Here is an 18204-nt window from a genome sequence, read left to right on the forward strand (position 1 = left end):
TGCCCTAATTGTCCTTCATTTTGACTCCTTTATGCAATTTGCCGATTTTGATCTTGATACCGCGCTACTCAACGCCATTGACAGCCTAGGTTTTACTAAGCCCACCAGCATTCAGGAACTGGCTATTCCAGATGCCCTGGAAGGACGCGATGTCCTTGCCTGCGCCCCAACCGGCACCGGCAAAACAGCGGCATTTTTGATCCCAGCCATTCAATACCTGTTGGATCACCCGCGCCGTAACCCGGGATTCGCCCGCGTCTTGATCATGACGCCGACCCGTGAGCTGGCCTACCAGGTGCATGAACAATGCGAGAAGCTGGCGGCGCAAACCCACCTAAAAATCGGGGTGGTGACCGGCGGTATCAACTACGGCACGCATAAAGAAATTTTTGAAAAGAATAACGATATCCTGATCGCGACCCCCGGGCGCTTGATGGAATACCTGGACACAGAAAACTTCCATGCCGAAGACGTCGAATTGCTTATTTTGGACGAAGCAGACCGCATGCTGGACATGGGTTTCCGTAAAGAAATGCTGCGCATTTGTGAGGAAGCGAAAAACCGCCGTCAATGTATGCTCTTCTCTGCCACTCTCGAGGGCGACAGCGTAGCCAAGTTCTCCGAGCGCATCTTAAACGAGCCCGCCCAGCTTGAGGCTTCGCCTTCACGTCGTGAACGCGGCAAGATTTTGCAATGGGTGCATCTGGCCGATGATTACGACCATAAGCTTAAGCTTCTGGTGCACTTGCTGCAGCAAGAAGATGTTGAAAAGGCCATTGTCTTCGTTAAAACCCGTGAGCGTTTAGAGACACTGGTTGGCGAGCTTTTCACTCATGACATTAAAACCACCTGGTTGCGCGGTGAAATGCCGCAGGATAAACGTATGGCGGCGATGGCCAGCTTCCACAGTGGCCGCACTAAGATCTTGATTGCCACCGATGTCGCCGCTCGTGGTATCGACGTTAACGACATCAGCCATGTGTTCAACTTCGATATGCCGCGCAGCGCCGATGTGTATGTACACCGCATTGGCCGTACCGCCCGCGCCGGTAAAAAAGGCACCGCCATTTCCCTGGTTGAAGCCCATGAAGTAGCCATGGTAGGTAAAATTGAGCGCTACACCGATCAGGTATTAAAGCGCCGTAAGATTAAAGGCCTGGAGCCACAGCACAAAGAAGCCAAGCTGCCGCCGAAGAAGAAAAAAGATCCGGAAAAAATGAAAGCCAAACGCAAAAAAGCCAAGGCCAAGGCAAAAAAGAAATAACCCATAAAAAAAAGCCGCTCGATTGAGCGGCTTTTTGCTGTCTCGGTTCTACTTACTTAAACACGTCTTCCAAAGCCACAACCTTGATATTGCTGCTCGGGATGGCCAGCTTGTAGCTTTCGATTTGCTTATCTTCGGCCACCAGCTCGGCAGGTTTTTCGGTGTTGTACTTAAGCGGTGATACCTGCTCGTTCGCTAAACGCGCCTTCATGTCTTCGCCATCGCCACTGACAAACACATAATGAATATTATCGGTTTGCAGGTTTTCACGAATAACGCGGTTCACATCTGCCACCGTAAGCGTTTCAAGCTGCGAACGCACGGTGTCGGCAAAGTTATCGATACCGTAGAATTGGCTATCCAAGGCATAACCGAGCTGACGATTTTGGCTCGCCACCAGCTGCGGCACAAAGTTAACCAGGAAGTTACGGGTAGCGATGAAGTCTTCCTCACTCATGCCCTGATTGATTAGCTTATCCAGCTCGAACAGTGCCGTGCGCGTTGCAAAGTGGGCATCGTTGTTCGAGCGCAGCGGACGCAACCAGACCTGGAAGATTTGCTCGGAACGACCCAGGTTGGCATCCGGCTTGGTTTGGAACATGCCTCGTGGGAAGTATTCGATATAGGCATAATCACCGTAGTTCATGCCGCGTACTTGGCGAATACGCTCAAATAATTTGGCATTGGAGTTACGGTGCTCACCAAGGAAGGAACGTACCAACCACAGCGCCGTCCAGTCTTTGCTCGAACGCGTGGTTTCGATTGGGAAGCCGAATGACACCGCCGTGGATTTGGCGTTCTTTTCGATGATGGTAGCGTGATGGCCCTCAAGTGCTGGCGCATCCGGAATATCCAAACGCGCTTGCTCGCCCGCTGGCAATGATTGCAGGTCGGTCATCATTTGCGCCTTCACCTTTTCAGGCACAGCACCGATCAGACCCAGGTGCAAATTACGCTGGGTAAAGTTTGCACCATAGAAGGCTTTGACATCATCCAGGGTCAAGGCTTCTAAGTCAGACAAGTCACCGTAGTTGTAGGCCCCATAAGGGTGACCGTGATACAGCTCGGCGTAGAGTACCTCTTTACCCAGCTCTTCATCGTTAGAGGCTTTTAGACCCGACTTGATGCCGTCGATCAACTCTTTCTTTAAGCGGGCAAAATCGTCTTCGCGGAAGCCTGGATCAAGTAGTTGGTCGCTGACAAGCTCATACCATTGCTCGGCGTTGTCCTTATGAATGCGACCACGTAGCGAGATCATTTCCTTATCGATTTGATAAGAAAAACTGCCGGCAATCGGGTAAAGGGCTTTTTGAATTTCCTTGTAGCTCATCGACTGGCTGCCGCCTTTGGCCAGCATCGCAGCTGTGAGTGCTGCCACACCTTTTTTACCTTCAGGATCCGCCGCTGCACCGGTGTAGAACAACCAGTTTACGTCAACCAGAGGGGAGCTGTTGGTTTTATCCAGTACGCTAAAGAATTGCTCGCTTGGCTTGTTATTGATCTCGGTTACCAAGGCATCGAGCTGCACTTCGGTATCAAAGCCGGCGACCTTGTCCTTGGCCGACATGGTAACCGTGGTGCGGCTGCTATCGGTAAAGTACTTATTGGCGATGGCGCGAATGTCTTCGGCACTGACGCTGTCGGCACTTTGGTAAAGGGCATTGATCACCTCTGGGTCACGCTCAAAGTGCATATAGTTGGCCAGCGTCGAGGCGATGGCCTGTGATGAATCCAGGCTATTGATAAAACTGTATTTAGCGTTTGATTTCAACGCCGCCAGTTTGCCTTCATCCACCAACTCGGTGCGCGCTTTGGCATAGGTTTGGTTAATGGCATCACGCACTACGGCAAGGTTTTCTTCGTCATCAACCTTAACGAACACATGCAACAGGCCCGGATCTTTTGTTTCCGGGTTGTAGGTAAACATTTGCGAAGCTATTTGCTTTTCAACCACCAACTGCTGGTATAGCTCCGAGTTTTCAGAGAAATAAAGTTGTGACAACAGGTCCAACGCGGCGCGGTCCTTGGTATTTGGGTTCCACTCGGTGCCCTTATACGAAACCAGCAGCCAGTGCCCCGGTAAGCCTTCGTACTGCTCATGCACATAACGTGGCGCAGCTTGTTTCGGCTCTACCGGAATATCCGCCTGATAGTCACCACGCTGCCAGTTACCCCAGTGCTTTTTCACCATTTCAATGGTTTCTTTGGGGTCTACGTCGCCGACGATCACCAAGGAAACGTACTCGGGCTTATAGAAGCGCTTAAAGAAGGTTTGCCCGTACTCGCTTTGGTCCGGCATGGCTTCGATGTCTTCGAAGAAGCCCATGGTGGTGTGCTCATAGGTGTGCTTGTCGAACGCTTCTTTGCGCACCGCGGCCAGTAGCTTACGAATAGGGCTGGCATTGTTTTTTAGGTATTCGCCCTTCACCGTCAGCGCCTCGGTGCGGAACTGCTCTTCGGTGTAGCTGAGGTTTTGAAATACATCGGCTTTCACCTCCAGCACCTTGTCTAAATGCTGCTTGGAAAAATTAAGGTGATAGTTGGTGTAGTCATTGGTGGTGTAGGCACGGTTATCTACGCCTGAGTTTTTCATGATATCGGCATACACATCTTCCGGGAATTTTTCCGAGCCTTTGAACATCATGTGCTCGAAAAAGTGGGCAAAGCCGGTTTTACCTTCCTCTACTTCGTTGCGCGAGCCTACCGAAACCGGGATCTGTAGCGAGACCACATCTGGGTAATCGGTTTTAACCACCATGACCCGCAGACCATTGTCTAGCTCTTCTAATACATAGTCCTGGGCAAATACTTTATTGTTTTGCTGTGCCGTTTCAACTGCAGCACTTGTTTGCGTTGTCTGTGTGCTTTGACATCCGCCTAGCGTCAGCGCCAGCGCGATACCCGAAGCAATGACCGATAGTTTCATCTTCCTACCTTGTGTTATCTGATTGTTATCTGATTTTTGATCCAATCCATTATGCAATAAATTCACTCACTGCGCGTAATCGACACCCGATTTTGCTGTAAACAAATGTGTCAAAGGGGCGTTACAAGGGGTTTTACGACCCTGCTTGCAGAGGTTCAACTTGAATTGAACTCAACACCCTTGAGTAAGTTTCACTAGAAAGGGCTGTATAGACGTCTAAATGGCTGTTATAGTTATTCCCATCAGCCGCATATGGGAATGAGGATCATGGCGCTAACACTGCAAGAGAAAATAGAAGACCCCCGTCAAGGGGTGTACCTTATCGGCACCACGCCACCAAAGACGGGCACCGACGATACTAAACTGCAAGCCATTGCCGAAAAGCTACTGGGCCGCTTACACGAAATCGAGTATGACGGCGTGGTGGTTTACGATATTCAGGACGAAAGCAGTCGCACCAATGTGCCCCGCCCCTTCCCCTTTAAGGAAACCATCGATCCGCGCCACTACAGTGGCTTGCTGCGTCGTTTGTCGCAGCTGGACGTGATCACCTATAAAAGTGTGGCGCAGCGCAGCGCTGGCGAATTTAACCAGTGGTTAGATACGACCAGCGAGCAATATAACCTCAATAACCTGGTATTGGTCGGTAGCCCATCGTCAACGGGTGACGTAAAACTAAGCCTAAATGATGCGTATACACACCTGGGTGAGCACGACCACGATTTCTTTTTGGGTGGCGTCACCATAGCCGAGCGCCATGCCAGCAAGGGTAATGAGCACGAGCGTTTGCTGACGAAAACGGACCAAGGTTGTAAGTTTTTCATCTCGCAAGCGGTCTACAACGCCCAGGCGACCATAGACTTGATCACCAGCTATGCCCGCAGCTGTCGCCAGCAAGGTCTGACGCCGCAGCGTATTATCCTCACCTTTACACCCTGCGGTGGTGAAACCACCCTGGACTTTATGCAGTGGCTGGGCATTTCCGTACCCGAGGCAACCAAGTGGCGCATGCTCGATGCTGACAACACCTTAAGTGAGTCGGTGCGTATTTGCCGTGAGAACCTGGATTTAATTCTGCGTAGCTGTGCTCATTTAGAGGTGCCGTTGGGGTTAAACATCGAGTCTTTAACCAATCGTAAAGAAGAGATCGATGCGTCGATTAACCTTTATCGCCTGCTTAAAGCGACCATGGAGTTAAGTCTGGCCGAGCGCCTTATCGCTTAAACGTCTATCGATTTACCCATCATTCTTTTGCTTAACTTTTGCGCCACCACATATGGTGGCGCTGGGTCAAAGATACTCATCCTGATTTGTCTTTGCGCATTGAGGATATCAAGACTTTTGAAAGTAAGTTAAATGAACTCAAAAGTGAGCTTGATTCTCCCCTAAGCGTTAATGAATTTCTCACACACATTAGTGTTTTGAACGGTCAATTCAATGATGGTCATATGAATATAATGATCCCTAGCCAGCGTCGCCTAGTGGAGCAACTCGCTAATGACAATCAGGGTTTATTTCCATTTGAGGTCAAGATAAGGGAAGGTGAAATTTCTATCGCCAGTAAACTCGGTGGAGAAAAAAGTCCATATGAGAACGCGCGCATTGTCGCCATCAACAACCAACCCATAGAGTCGATTTACACTAGATTGATGTCACGAATGTATGGTGACACTGTTCGCCATAGGGAAGCGCTGCTAAGCACCAAGTTTGCTTTGTACTACTGGTTGTTTATTGGCAAAAAGGAGGAGTTTATTATTGAGTTTAGTGATAAGTCCCTCCCTCGCACTTTGATTGTTGACGCTTCAAAAAGCAAGCCTATGAGCATGAGCAAGCCTACCTTTGATGATACATTTAAGTTTGAGATTCTAAGTGCAGGTGAAGCCAAAATGACCATCAATGAGTTCTGGTGGCATGACAAACAGGCATTCTACGACTTTACTCGCGACGCATTCAAAACCATACAAGAGCACAACATACAGCATCTGATCATTGACGTGAGTCTTAATCGCGGTGGTGATGATGATATGTGGAAGAAGGGCCTACTCACCTATATCGCCGATAAGCCCTACAGGCACACCAGCTTCTACCAAAAAAAAGTGATTGCAGCACATCAGGATGAGGGAGAAAAAATCGGTGACGTAGTCAGCAGACAATATGAAAAATACGAGCGCAGTGATGTCTCTAACCCTTTGCATTTTAGTGGTAAAGTAAGCGTTATTATTGGAGTACAAACCTACTCTTCCGCTATTTTGTTTGCCAATACGGTTCAAGACCATGAGTTTGGTCGCCTTGTAGGAGCACCCACGGGCGGGTACAGCTGGCAAACGGGTGGAATTCAGTTTTTCACTTTACCCAACTCAAACCTACGTGCAGTAAGTCCCCGGTTTTACTTAGTGCGCCCAAGTGGGTGAGGGCTAAATCAGGTTGTTAAACCAAATACAAATGAACAAGCACAGTGAATACCCTGCTTGTTCATTTTTATGATTATTTCTTACGCCATTTACCATCGACCTTGACCATGTGTCCGGGAACGGTCTTTTCAATGGCCTTGGCGCCGGCCAGGGCTTCAACCTGACTGAGGCTGATGCCGTTTTTCTTGGCCAAGGACAGGTATTTAGCCTTGCGTTTGGCATTGATCTCGGTGATCAGTTGTTGCGCCTCGGCGGAGTCTTGCACCAACTCCAGGTAACCAGTACTTGTTTCGCCGACAATGCCCTGATCCTTCGCCTGATCTAGGGTCAGAGCCCAGGCACTAAAGGCCAACATGGTCGCACTGAGTAACATAGTCCATTTCACTAGTTTCATATTCGCCTCCTAAAATAGCTCGCTGTCGTCGCCGAAAAGTTCATCGAGTTCTTTGTCTACTTTAACGCGGATCTCATGATCCACTTTAACGTTAAGGTTGATGGTGATCGGCTCTTTACTTTCTACCTCGACCCTGTGGGTACATCCCATTAGGGTTAACGCGCCGACTAAGGCCACCAGCATTCGCGTACTCATTGCTTTACTCCTTCGCTTGATACTCTTGCTCTACTCTTTTGGTGATTTCGTCACTTAAGCGCAGCGCTCTGAATAAGGTATAGATATTTTCCTGGTGATTATAGTTAAAATTAACTGCTTGTTGATGCTCGGGATTTTCTCCCTTCAGTTGCATCGCCATAGTTAACCAACCATCATGGGTTAAATCAACATCGGCATGAATACTGTTAATGTCTAAATTCTCCAACATGGCCAACATGGGCCCTAACTGTTGCTGCTGCTCTTTGACCACATTAAAGGCGGCGTTGTTATCTATGGTTAACTTGCCCGCGGCCTGAGAGTATATACGGCCATTTTCGATGCTGACCCCCTGCTCATTAAAGCGCACCGGCAGCTCGGCGGCCAATAGCCCTTTGACACTGATCCCCTGTTGCGGCTCGAGAGCCAGGACATTTTCGGCGCGGATCCCTTCAAGCTTCAATAATGTCGGCACTCGCTCCTTCTCCAGGCCAGTTACATAAAGCTGGTCCAGGGCAAAGGTGCCATCAAATATCTTGCCCTGTACTTTGCTAATATAAAGATCTTCATCCATTCCAAGCGTACCATGCACCTCTTTTAGTACCGGACCGGCGCGCACTTCACTTAGGTTAAACTTAGTTCTATCGAGCTGAAGTACACCTGAATTCAAACTGCCTTTGGGGGTCATGGTCAGAGACTGGGCCAGGTAATTCTGATACAAGACATCGGCGCTGTTGACATCTAATTGCCAGTCAAAGCGCTCTAGCAGCGCATCACCTTCAAGATGCAATGACGCGGTGCCGCCGCCGAACACCAGTTCGGGTTCAAGCTGCTGCACCAGGGGCATAAAGGTATGCAGCTCGGTATCATTGATAACCACACTCAGCGCATGAGCGTTGTCGCTCCAGTTATGCTTGAGCAGTGCCTCCGCACCTTGCCAAGAAGCAATATGAGTGCCCTCAATAACTCGGCTTAAGCTCAGGCTGCTGTCGAGCTTAAGGCCACTTAAGCGCACGCCCTCCAGCTCTATATCCCCGAGCTGGCTTTGCACCTCTGCCTGCGCCTGTCGCTCACCGGCAGCAAACGGGTTGGCGCTAATATGATACTGCTGCGCCAGAGTGCGCACCTTTAGTTGTGGGCTATTGAGCGCCGCGACTTTTGTGGTCAGCTCGGCTTCCACCTTTCCATCGCGAGCCAGGGTGCCATCTAAGCTCAAAGCCAGATTCTTTAACCGATAGTCTTGATAGCTCAAGGCTGGGGTTTTCACATCGCCACGCAGCCAGCCGGCCCCCTGATAATCGTAACCGAACTGGCCTTTGACCTGCAGCGGCTGATACTCAAGTTCATGCTGCGGTGGCAACGCTACTTGACCCAGGAAGTGCCCTTGCAACTGCTTCTCGGTCAGGGTGCCCTGGCTTTGAACCGTGCCGATACCGTCTAAATGCGCCGTTAACTGATACTCGCTGCTTAGCGTCAGGGTTTGCCAGTTGCCTTGGGTGTTGTCCGCTTCAACCAGGACTGACTGCTGCCCCGCACGATTGGCCATGCTTAGCTCTGGCAGCACAAATTCACCGCTCATATTCACCTTTAGCGGCTGACCACTGCTAAGTTGCCAGCGAGTTTGGGCCAGCTCTCCCAAATAGGCGCTGTATTTATCCAAAGACATACAATGACTAAGCGCCCCCAGCTCGGTGTGCAGCTGCTGTGCTGCAATACGGTATTGCTGCATATCCTCGGATTGAAGATGCACCTGCCCCTGGCTTGCAAGTTGCCATAGACATTGCGGCTCGGTACGCAGCTCGCCATCGAGGTGCAAGGCCAGTATTGCATCAAGACTATTGCCCTTAAACCACCCTTTAAGGGCCAGCTGGGCTACATCTGCATGCCAGTCCAGGGCATGATTTTGCTGCGTTTTAATATACTCGCCCAACACCTTGGTAAAATCGCGTGCAAAGGCCACATCCACTTCGATGGCGTCGCTTTTTAGCAGCCATTGCCCCTGAATGTCACCGGTGATTTGAAAATGATTGATTTGGTTTTCTTCAATAGCGAAGGTCATGGGGCGACTGAAGTCGGCAAAACTGACCTTGGCATCGGCTATGCTCAGTAAAGGCCTTTTTAATGGCAGCAACAAGGCCAAAGGCGCGGGCTGCCATTGGCTGGCTTGTTTATCTTTATTATCACTGGCGGTGATGGGGCCTGCCTGTACATGAGCTCTCGCTACATGGAGGGACGAAGGCGTTAGGGTGACGCCTTCTAAGGTTAAAGAGTGACCCTGATACTCTAGGCATAATCGCTCGGCATCGATGGCCAACAGCTGAGACCCCCATTGCCAACGTGCGCAGGTCAAACTTGCGCCCTGGTGCTGCAAATATTGCTTGGCCAGCATATGGGTGAGCTCGCTGCGAAATCCATACGCGACCGTCAGCGCTATAACCAGCACTAAGATCACCCCAAGCAATATTAAAAAAACCTTACGCAGCATAGCCTTCCTTTAGCTTAACCCTTGACTTAATACTAACACGGGCAAACTGAATACGCCGCAAACAAAAAAGGCTGCAAATGCAGCCTTTTGTTATCTTTGGTAATTAACCAAGGAGTTAGCCAATGTGCTTACGCGCATTGCGGAACATACGCATCCACGGGCTATCTTCTTTCCACTCATCTGGGTGCCAAGAGTTGGCCACGGCGCGGAATACACGCTCTGGGTGTGGCATCATCACGGTTGCACGACCATCGGTAGAAGTAATACCCGAAATTGCCTCTGGTGAACCATTCGGGTTCGCTGGGTATTGCATAGTTGGGTTACCGTAGTTGTCCACGTATTTAACCGCAACCGTACCCGAGTTAACCGCCGTTTGGATTGCCGCATCGTTAGCAAACTCGGCACGACCTTCACCGTGTGAAACGGCAATAGGCATACGTGAACCGGCCATGCCATTGAAGAAGACAGACGGGCTGTCCTGCACTTCAACCAGGGCAACACGCGCTTCGAAACGCTCACTTTGGTTGGTTACAAAACGTGGCCAGTGCTCGGTGCCTGGGATCAGTTCGCGTAGTGTCGACATCATCTGACAACCATTACAAACACCTAGGCTGAAGGTATCTTGACGCTCAAAGAAGGTTTGGAACTGTCGCGAGCCATGTCATTGAATAGAATCGACTTAGCCCAACCTTCACCGGCACCCAGTACGTCACCGTATGAGAAGCCACCACAGGCAACAAGACCTTTGAACTCTTCAAGAGTCAAACGACCTTCAAGGATGTCGCTCATGTGTACATCGATTGCTGCAAAGCCGGCACGGTTAAACGCCGCCGCCATTTCAACGTGAGAGTTAACGCCTTGCTCACGCAGGATAGCCATTTTCGGCTTAGCACCGGTGGCAATATAAGGCGCAGCAACATCTTCATTGATGTCGAAGCTTAGCTTCACATTCAGACCTGGGTCGTTCGCATCCGCTTTTGCGTCATGCTCTTGCTGTGCACAGGCTGGGTTGTCACGTAGTGACTGCATCTGATACGTGGTTTCGGCCCAGGCTAAACGAAGCTCTGTACGGCTGTTATCAACAAGTGCAGCACCGCCACGCTTGATAACTAACTGATCGGCATCGTTCAAGGTACCAATCTCGTGGCTTAGGGCCGCAAGACCGTTATCCGCAAGTACCGCTTTAACCGCGTCCAAGTCGCTATTACGAACCTGGATTACCGCACCTAGCTCTTCGTTGAAGAGTACTTCTAGGTCTGAACCCGCTAACGCGTCTAGCTCAAGGGTCACACCCGTGTGGCCAGCAAACGCCATCTCCGCCACGGTTACGAATAGACCACCGTCTGAACGGTCATGGTAAGCAAGTAGTTTTTCTTCGCTTACAAGCGCCTGCATGGCTTCGAAGAAGCCTTTAAGTAGCTCTGGGCTATCAACGTCAGGCGTCTTGTCACCCAATTGCTTGTATACCTGTGCCAGGCTAGATGCACCCATACGGTTTTGGCCGGCGCCCAGGTCGATAAGTAGCAAGGTTGACTCGCCTTTGTCGGTACGAAGCTGAGGCGTTACCGTTTTACGAATGTCTTCAACACGACCAAACGCAGTGATAACCAGTGATAGTGGCGCAGTTACCGCCTTGTCTTCACCATTATCTTGCCATGTAGTCTTCATCGACATTGAGTCTTTACCAACAGGGATAGTCAGACCTAATGCAGGACACAGCTCTTCGCCCACCGCTTTAACGGCTTCGTAAAGACCCGCATCTTCACCCGGGTGACCCGCTGCTGCCATCCAGTTTGCAGATAGCTTAATGTTGTGCAATGAACCAATATCTGCACAGGCGATGTTCGTCAGTGACTCGGCTACCGCTAAACGAGCAGATGCACCAAAGTTAAGCAATGCTGCAGGGGTACGTTCACCCATTGACATGGCTTCACCATGGTAGGTGTCGAATGCTGCTGCTGTTACCGCACAGTTTGCTACCGGCACCTGCCATGGACCCACCATCTGGTCGCGCGCAACCAAACCGGTTACCGAGCGGTCACCGATGGTGATAAGGAAGGTTTTCTCTGCAATCGCAGGTAGACGAAGTAAACGTTGAACCGCGTCTTTTACTGTAATCTGAGCAGTCTCTAGCGCTTCACCTTGTGCTTGTTTTGACGTTACGTCACGGTGCATCTTAGGTGCTTTACCAAGTAGTACTTCGAGAGGAAGGTCTACCGGGTTGTTGCCAAAGTGTGAGTCGGCTACGCGTAGATGACGTTCTTCTGTCGCCGTACCAATTACTGCGTATTGCGCACGCTCACGCTTACAGATTTGCTCGAAACGCTCGAAGTTCTCTTCCGCTACCGCTAGCACGTAACGCTCTTGTGATTCGTTACACCAGATTTCGTGTGGTGCCATGCCCGGCTCATCGTTTGGTACGTTACGCAGTTCGAAAATACCGCCACGACCACCGTCGTCTACCAGCTCAGGGAAGGCATTTGATAGACCACCCGCGCCCACATCGTGGATAAAGGCGATTGGGTTGTCATCACCTAGCTGCCAACACTTGTCGATCACTTCCTGACAACGACGTTCCATTTCTGGGTTTTCACGTTGTACCGAAGCAAAGTCCAGGTCTTCGTTAGACTGACCAGAAGCCATAGATGAAGCTGCACCGCCCCCTAGGCCGATGTTCATCGCCGGACCACCCAGTACAATTAGCTTAGCGCCAACAGGGATTTCACCTTTTTGCACGTGCTCGGTACGAATATTACCTAAACCACCGGCGATCATGATTGGTTTGTGGTAACCACGTACCTCTTCGCCATTATGGCTGTTTACTAATTCTTCGTAGGTACGGAAGTAACCCAATAGGTTTGGACGACCAAATTCGTTGTTGAATGCGGCACCACCTAGTGGGCCTTCGATCATAATATCTAGCGCTTCAACGATGCGACCTGGTTTACCGTACTTGGTTTCCCACGGCTGTTCAAAGCCAGGGATACGCAGGTTAGATACGCTGAAACCAACCAGACCTGCTTTTGGTTTAGAGCCACGACCCGTTGCACCTTCGTCACGGATTTCACCACCAGAACCGGTAGATGCACCCGAGAACGGAGAAATAGCCGTTGGGTGGTTGTGGGTTTCAACCTTCATCAGGATTTCGATGTTTTCTTGATGGTAGGTGTACTCACCAACAAAATCAGGGAAGAAACGACCCGCTACCGAACCTTTCATAACGGCGGCATTATCTTTATAGGCAGATAATACGTTTACGCTGTTTTGCTCGTAGGTATTTTTAATCATTTTGAACAGCGACTTAGGCTGCTCTACGCCGTCGATGGTCCAATCGGCATTAAAGATTTTATGACGGCAGTGTTCAGAGTTAGCCTGGGCGAACATGAATAGTTCGATGTCGTTCGGGTTACGGCCCAGCTTTTGGAAGTTTTCAACCAGGTAGTCGATTTCGTCGTCCGCTAAGGCAAAGCCCTGCTCAACGTTTGCTTTAGCTAGCGCTTCGCGGCCACCACCAAGAATATCAACTGATGACATAGGACGCGGCTGCTCGTTGGTGAACAACTTGCTGGCGTCCGTTAATTCGGCATGTGTCGCTTCGGTCATGCGGTCATGCAAGAGGGCTGCAACTTCTTGTTGCTGCTCTGCCGTTAACTCGCCTTCAACATAGTAAGCAATGCCACGTTCGATGCGATGCACCTGAGTTAAACCGCAGTTGTGAGCGATATCGGTAGCCTTAGATGCCCAAGGAGAAATAGTGCCTGGACGCGGCGTTACCAAGATCAGCGTACCTTGCGGCTCGTGCTCTGGAATATGCGGCCCGTAGGTCAGTAGCTTTTCAAGCTTGGTATGCTCGTCCGCATTTAGCTCTGCTGTTAAGTCAGCAAAGTGCATAAACTCAGCATACACGTCGGTTACGGGAAGGTTAGCTTGCTTACACTGAGTAAGCACTTTTTGAACGCGAAAATCGGAAAGTGCTGGCGCACCGCGAAGGATCAACATAGGTATTATCATCCGGGGTTAAGGATTGAACGACAGTTGCCGCGCATTATACTTAATTTCCCTTAAAATGCGAGTTAAAGGCAGCACGACAAGGACGATTGTCCGCATTTATTAACTCCAGCCATACCACATTAAAGTAGTGGTGACGCAAGGCCTTGGTTTTGTTATAAGAGTAGCTGACAAGGCGATAGGGGCTGGCTGTGAGATTATTTTTGTTATCAATTGCTTTAGTGGCACTTTTTGGCTGTAGTGAGCCACAACAACCAACGCAACTGGAACAGATATATCACACCAAAACATTAAGGGTGGGTACCCTGGCCGGCGCCAGTAACTATTATCAAGGCACCCAAGGCGAACAAGGTTTTGAATACGAGCTGGCCCAGGAGTTTGCCGACTATATGGGGGTTGAACTCGATATAGTGCCCTTTTTTAGCCTTAACGATATGTTTGCGCGCCTCGATAACGGCTCCTTAGATTTAATCGCCTCAGGGATCGGCTACTCGCCGAGCCGGGCCGAGCTTTACCGCTTTGGCCCCAGCTATCGCACCATCAGTCAAAAGCTGGTGTATAAACAAGGGCGCCCTCGCCCCCGAGGTTTCGAAGATCTCGAGGGCACATTGACCGTCCTGGAGCGCAGCAGCCACTCGCAAAGCCTGCTCAGAGCAAAAAAGCAGTTTCCGCAACTGACCTGGAATGAAACCGATGAGCTGGATGAATCTGAGTTACTGCAGGCCATTATCGACGGTGACATCGATTACACCATCGCCGACTCTCACACCCTGGCGCTGTTTCGTCGTTATCACCCCAATCTCAGCATAGGTTTTTCGGTAACTCGTAATGACCCCATCGCCTGGTTGATGCGTAAAGACGATGATGACTCTCTTTATGCCCTGATGATCGAGTTCTTTGGTGAGGTAAAAGAAAATAACCGCCTCTATGCCCTGGAGGAAAAGTACTTTGGCCATGTGCGCCAGTTCAACTATGTAAATACCTTGGCCTTTATCGAGGCCGTGGCCGATACCCTGCCCAAGTACGCGCACTGGTTTAAACAATACGCCCATGAGCTCGACTGGCGTTTGCTGGCAGCGCTTAGTTACCAGGAGTCTATGTGGGATCCCCGAGCCAAATCGCCCACCGGAGTACGCGGCATCATGATGCTCACCCTGCCCACCGCCAAGCAGGTAGGGGTCAAGAACCGCCTTAAGCCGGAGCAAAATATCGATGGTGGAGCCAAATACCTGCGCTATTTACTGGAGCGCGTACCCGACCGTATTCCCCAGCCTGACCGCACCTGGTTTGCACTGGCTTCTTATAATGTCGGCTGGGGTCATGTGAACGATGCCCGAGCCTTAACAGAGCGCGGTGGCGACGATCCGGACAAATGGGCCGATGTTAAAAAATACCTACCGCTGCTGGTGAAGAAACGTTATTATCGAACAACAAAGTATGGTTATGCGCGTGGAGATGTTGCCGTAACCTACGTAGATAATATTAGGCGCTACTACGACACCTTGGTGTGGTTAGATGAAAACCAAGCCCTGGATGTCGCCGATGCTAGCGCCACGGAAGAATCAGCAGGAATGCCATAAAACTGTCACCTAATCGTGATGTGATGGTAGCTCTCCCCTCTCACTTTCAGGAGAAGTACTATGTTGAAACGTCGTAGAACGCATAGCTTTAAACAACGCGTGCTATTTTCTAGCGCCAAACGTCGCCGAGTGTTAAGAAAGAACACTCACAGTAAAATCCTCTGGCGCTGCCGCCTGTTTGCCGCCCAGCAAATGGAAGAGCTAGAGCAACAGCGTATGGCGGAGTCTTAATTCTCCTCCGTGCGCTGCTGTCGCGCTTTTTTCAATTCTTTATGTTCTTGCCGACGACGTTTAAAAAACGCCGATAGTTGCTGCGAACATTCCTCCGCTAATATCCCAGACGTTACCTCAAGCTGATGGTTTAAACGCGGCTCCTGCACTAGATTCATGATCGAACCTGCCGAGCCTGTTTTAAGATCCGTAGCACCAAAAACTAAACGCTCGATACGGCTATGCACTAACAACCCGGCACACATAGAGCAGGGCTCTAGGGTCACATACAGGGTGCAGTCGATAAGACGATAATTGTTAAGTACTTCACCGGCGGCACGAATCGCCATCATTTCTGCATGGGCGGATGGGTCATTCAGGGTGATCGATTGATTCCAGCCCTCGGCAATCAGCTGGTTATCTTTAACCACCACCGCACCTACTGGAATTTCTCCTATTTGTTCAGCACGTTGCGCACAATCCAAGGCTTTTTGCATCCAGTACTGATCATCAAGTTCACTCATATTCGCTCAAATAGCTACAATAAAGGGGCAATTATATCGCTATTTCGGGCAATTTTATAAGCCATGGCATAGCCTGCGAGGGCAAATTTAAGCTATAATTCGCCGCTTTTTTTGTTCTATGAATACCGCAAACGGGTAAGTCATGAAGTTTCCTGGTCGTCGAAGACACAAACATTATTTTCCGGTGGAAGAGAAAGATCCACTTACCAATCAAATTAATGCCGAGTCGCGACTCAAGCGTAGCTACATCGTCGGCATTGATCAGATCGTGGTCGATATTGAAGCCAAGGTCGATTTAGCTTTTCTTGATGAGTTTGGTCTACATCGAGGCATGTCTCAGGTGATCGACAGTGAAACCACTAATGCCTTGTATGATCGTCTTAAACTAAACGAGATGATCGATTACGAGTTTGCCGGTGGCACCATTGGCAATACCATGCACAATTATTCCGTGCTGGCCGATGATCGCTCGGTATTACTTGGGGTAATGAGTGAAAACATTAAAATAGGCAGCTATGCCTATCGCTTTCTATGTAACACATCAAGCCGTGTCGATCTGGATTATCTGCAGCCCGTGGATGGCCCTATCGGCCGCTGCTTTACCCTTATTGATGAAAGTGGTGAGCGTACCTTTGCCATCAGTGCGGGCTTAATGAACCATCTTCGACCCGAGTCCATAGATAAAGAGCTTATCCAAGACTCTTCGGCCCTAGTGATCAGCGCCTACCTTATGCGTACTCAAGGAGCTGAAACCATGACCGACGCTACCATGCAGGCGGTAAAATACGCCAATGATGCAGGCGTCCCCGTGGTACTGACTCTGGGTACCCGCTTTTTGATCGAACAAGACCCTAAATGGTGGGCGGAGTTTGTTGAAAAACACGTTGATATCCTCGCCATGAATGAGGAGGAAGGCGAAGCCATTACCGGCTTTGAAGATCCGCTGTTGGCCGCCGATAAGGCGCTAGACTGGGTTGATCTGGTGATCTGCACCGCCGGAGAAAAAGGCATGTTTATGGCCGGTTATGTCGACGAACCCTGTAAGCGAGAGACCGAGTATCCGTTATTACCAGGTGCCATTGCCGACTTTAACCGCTATGAGTTTTCCCGTGCCATGCGCAAGCAGGACTGTGAAGCTCCGATTAAAGCTTACAGCCATACTGCTCCGTTTATGGGCGGACCGGATAGCATTAAAAACACCAATGGCGCCGGAGACTGCGCCTTGGCTGCCGTGCTACACGATATTAGCGCCAACGAATACCATAAGTTGAATGTCCCTAACTCGTCCAAGCATGAGCAAGCAGCTATTACCTATTCCTCACTGGCACAGATCAGCAAGTATGCGAACCGTGCAAGCTACGAAGTATTGGTACAGCACTCACCACGCTTAACCCGTGGCCTGCCAGAACGCGAAGACTGCTTAGAACAGGCTTACTGGGAACAGTAAGGCCAAGCCCTCAGATTGTTTAAAAGCCGCTATTAGCGGCTTTTTTATTGCCTGTAATAACCAACATTACAAGGCGCTATAGGTGAACAACGTACTTAACCACAACAATAAGAAACCACTGTATTGCTGCAACAGCTACCTTTTTGATAATAAGCGACCACGATGATGTCTCATGGCAGCACCAAGGGTGAACTCATTAAGAAAGGGTTCTTTTATAGTGCTTTTAGTAAGCGAGCGCTGTAATGCGCGATATAACCTAATGTATTGTTAGAGCAACTTAGGCTTATCTGCTTCTAAAGTCGGCACAGGACTGACGCAATTGAGGGTGCGTGGTGTGTTTTAAACCCAAAACGCAAAAAACCCGCTGCATAGGTGCAACGGGTTTCTTTAATTAGGCGAAGTAAGACCGAAGCACAGCTTCGCAGCTTACTGAGGTGAGGTCATGGCTGAAAGTGGAATTAAGTGAGTGAACAGTTTCACTCATGCCACTTGAAGGTGACGAGCTCTGCGAGGAGGGGGACGACCGAGGTAACCAAGCTACAGGGACGTATAGTTGAAACCACTCTTAAGCGTACCACCTGTTATATAACAATAAGACTCGGCTATTGGAGTGTTATAGCTTGGTATAAACTGCTTTGAATAGATTGGTCAAAAGCCAAAAAGCAAAAAAACCGCTGCATTGCTGCAACGGGTTTCTTTAATTAGGCGAAGTAAGACCGAAGCACAGCTTCGCAGCTTACTGAGGTGAGGTCATGGACGACCG

The 18204-nt window shown here is 49.9% G+C and carries 11 protein-coding genes and 1 pseudogene; 6 read left to right on the plus strand and 6 right to left on the minus strand.

Annotation, left to right across the window (positions count from 1 at the left end):
• The first annotated feature begins 31 nt into the window (after positions 1-31).
• Positions 32-1264 carry an ATP-dependent RNA helicase SrmB gene (srmB, locus tag C2M29_RS15625; protein WP_105190661.1) on the plus strand — a complete coding sequence of 411 codons (1233 nt, stop codon included), beginning with the start codon at positions 32-34 and terminating at the stop codon, positions 1262-1264.
• A 52-nt stretch (positions 1265-1316) separates the two neighbouring features.
• Here srmB and C2M29_RS15630 read toward each other — a convergent pair whose 3' ends face one another.
• Complete coding sequence (locus C2M29_RS15630) at positions 1317-4190, minus strand: M16 family metallopeptidase (RefSeq protein WP_105190662.1); 2874 nt, start codon at positions 4188-4190, stop codon at positions 1317-1319.
• A 267-nt stretch (positions 4191-4457) separates the two neighbouring features.
• Here C2M29_RS15630 and C2M29_RS15635 point away from each other — a divergent pair, with 267 nt between their 5' ends.
• Complete coding sequence (locus C2M29_RS15635) at positions 4458-5414, plus strand: methylenetetrahydrofolate reductase (RefSeq protein WP_105190663.1); 957 nt, start codon at positions 4458-4460, stop codon at positions 5412-5414.
• 86 nt (positions 5415-5500) lie between these two features.
• Entirely contained in the window at positions 5501-6601 is a 1101-nt protein-coding gene (locus C2M29_RS15640) for a S41 family peptidase (protein WP_158684747.1), read from the plus strand.
• Between the two features lie 73 nt (positions 6602-6674).
• Here C2M29_RS15640 and C2M29_RS15645 read toward each other — a convergent pair whose 3' ends face one another.
• The 4 genes and pseudogenes from C2M29_RS15645 to purL form a co-directional block, all read right to left on the minus strand.
• The gene (locus tag C2M29_RS15645; RefSeq protein WP_105190665.1) at positions 6675-6995 is read right to left on the minus strand and encodes a YdbL family protein; all 321 of its coding nucleotides are present in this window, start codon (positions 6993-6995) and stop codon (positions 6675-6677) included.
• A 9-nt stretch (positions 6996-7004) separates the two neighbouring features.
• The gene (locus tag C2M29_RS15650) at positions 7005-7190 is read right to left on the minus strand and encodes a YnbE family lipoprotein (RefSeq protein WP_442792569.1); all 186 of its coding nucleotides are present in this window, start codon (positions 7188-7190) and stop codon (positions 7005-7007) included.
• 4 nt (positions 7191-7194) lie between these two features.
• Complete coding sequence (locus tag C2M29_RS15655) at positions 7195-9672, minus strand: YdbH domain-containing protein (RefSeq protein WP_105190667.1); 2478 nt, start codon at positions 9670-9672, stop codon at positions 7195-7197.
• Positions 9673-9787: 115 nt separating this feature from the next.
• Positions 9788-13671, minus strand: a pseudogene (purL, locus tag C2M29_RS15660) (phosphoribosylformylglycinamidine synthase).
• Positions 13672-13871: 200 nt separating this feature from the next.
• Between purL and mltF the strand changes: the two are divergent.
• Positions 13872-15260, plus strand: a complete 1389-nt coding sequence (mltF, locus tag C2M29_RS15665) for a membrane-bound lytic murein transglycosylase MltF (protein ID WP_233998451.1) — start codon at positions 13872-13874, stop codon at positions 15258-15260.
• Positions 15261-15320: 60 nt separating this feature from the next.
• Complete coding sequence (locus C2M29_RS16645) at positions 15321-15491, plus strand: hypothetical protein (RefSeq protein ID WP_199774892.1); 171 nt, start codon at positions 15321-15323, stop codon at positions 15489-15491.
• Here C2M29_RS16645 and tadA read toward each other — a convergent pair.
• A complete protein-coding gene (gene tadA / locus C2M29_RS15670; protein ID WP_105190669.1) occupies positions 15488-15994 on the minus strand; it encodes a tRNA adenosine(34) deaminase TadA in 507 nt (168 codons plus the stop codon). The two genes, C2M29_RS16645 and tadA, sit on opposite strands and share 4 nt — an antisense overlap.
• Before the next feature lie 142 nt (positions 15995-16136).
• On the opposite strand from tadA, the gene C2M29_RS15675 reads away from it, so the two are divergent.
• Positions 16137-17441: an inosine/guanosine kinase gene (locus C2M29_RS15675; RefSeq protein ID WP_105190670.1), complete on the plus strand. Its 1305-nt coding sequence runs from the start codon at positions 16137-16139 to the stop codon at positions 17439-17441.
• Positions 17442-18204: the final 763 nt, after the last annotated feature.

It is taken from the genome of Pseudoalteromonas sp. T1lg48, assembly GCF_002964785.1.
Lineage (GTDB): Bacteria > Pseudomonadota > Gammaproteobacteria > Enterobacterales > Alteromonadaceae > Pseudoalteromonas.

Coding starts and splice junctions, on each gene's coding strand:
- C2M29_RS15675 (WP_105190670.1), top strand. CDS start 16,137: ATGAAGTTTCCTGGTCGTCGAAGACACAAACATTATTTTCCGGTGGAA.
- C2M29_RS15650 (WP_442792569.1), bottom strand. CDS start 7,190: ATGAGTACGCGAATGCTGGTGGCCTTAGTCGGCGCGTTAACCCTAATG.
- C2M29_RS16645 (WP_199774892.1), top strand. CDS start 15,321: ATGTTGAAACGTCGTAGAACGCATAGCTTTAAACAACGCGTGCTATTT.
- C2M29_RS15655 (WP_105190667.1), bottom strand. CDS start 9,672: ATGCTGCGTAAGGTTTTTTTAATATTGCTTGGGGTGATCTTAGTGCTG.
- C2M29_RS15635 (WP_105190663.1), top strand. CDS start 4,458: ATGGCGCTAACACTGCAAGAGAAAATAGAAGACCCCCGTCAAGGGGTG.
- tadA (WP_105190669.1), bottom strand. CDS start 15,994: ATGAGTGAACTTGATGATCAGTACTGGATGCAAAAAGCCTTGGATTGT.
- C2M29_RS15645 (WP_105190665.1), bottom strand. CDS start 6,995: ATGAAACTAGTGAAATGGACTATGTTACTCAGTGCGACCATGTTGGCC.
- srmB (WP_105190661.1), top strand. CDS start 32: ATGCAATTTGCCGATTTTGATCTTGATACCGCGCTACTCAACGCCATT.
- C2M29_RS15630 (WP_105190662.1), bottom strand. CDS start 4,190: ATGAAACTATCGGTCATTGCTTCGGGTATCGCGCTGGCGCTGACGCTA.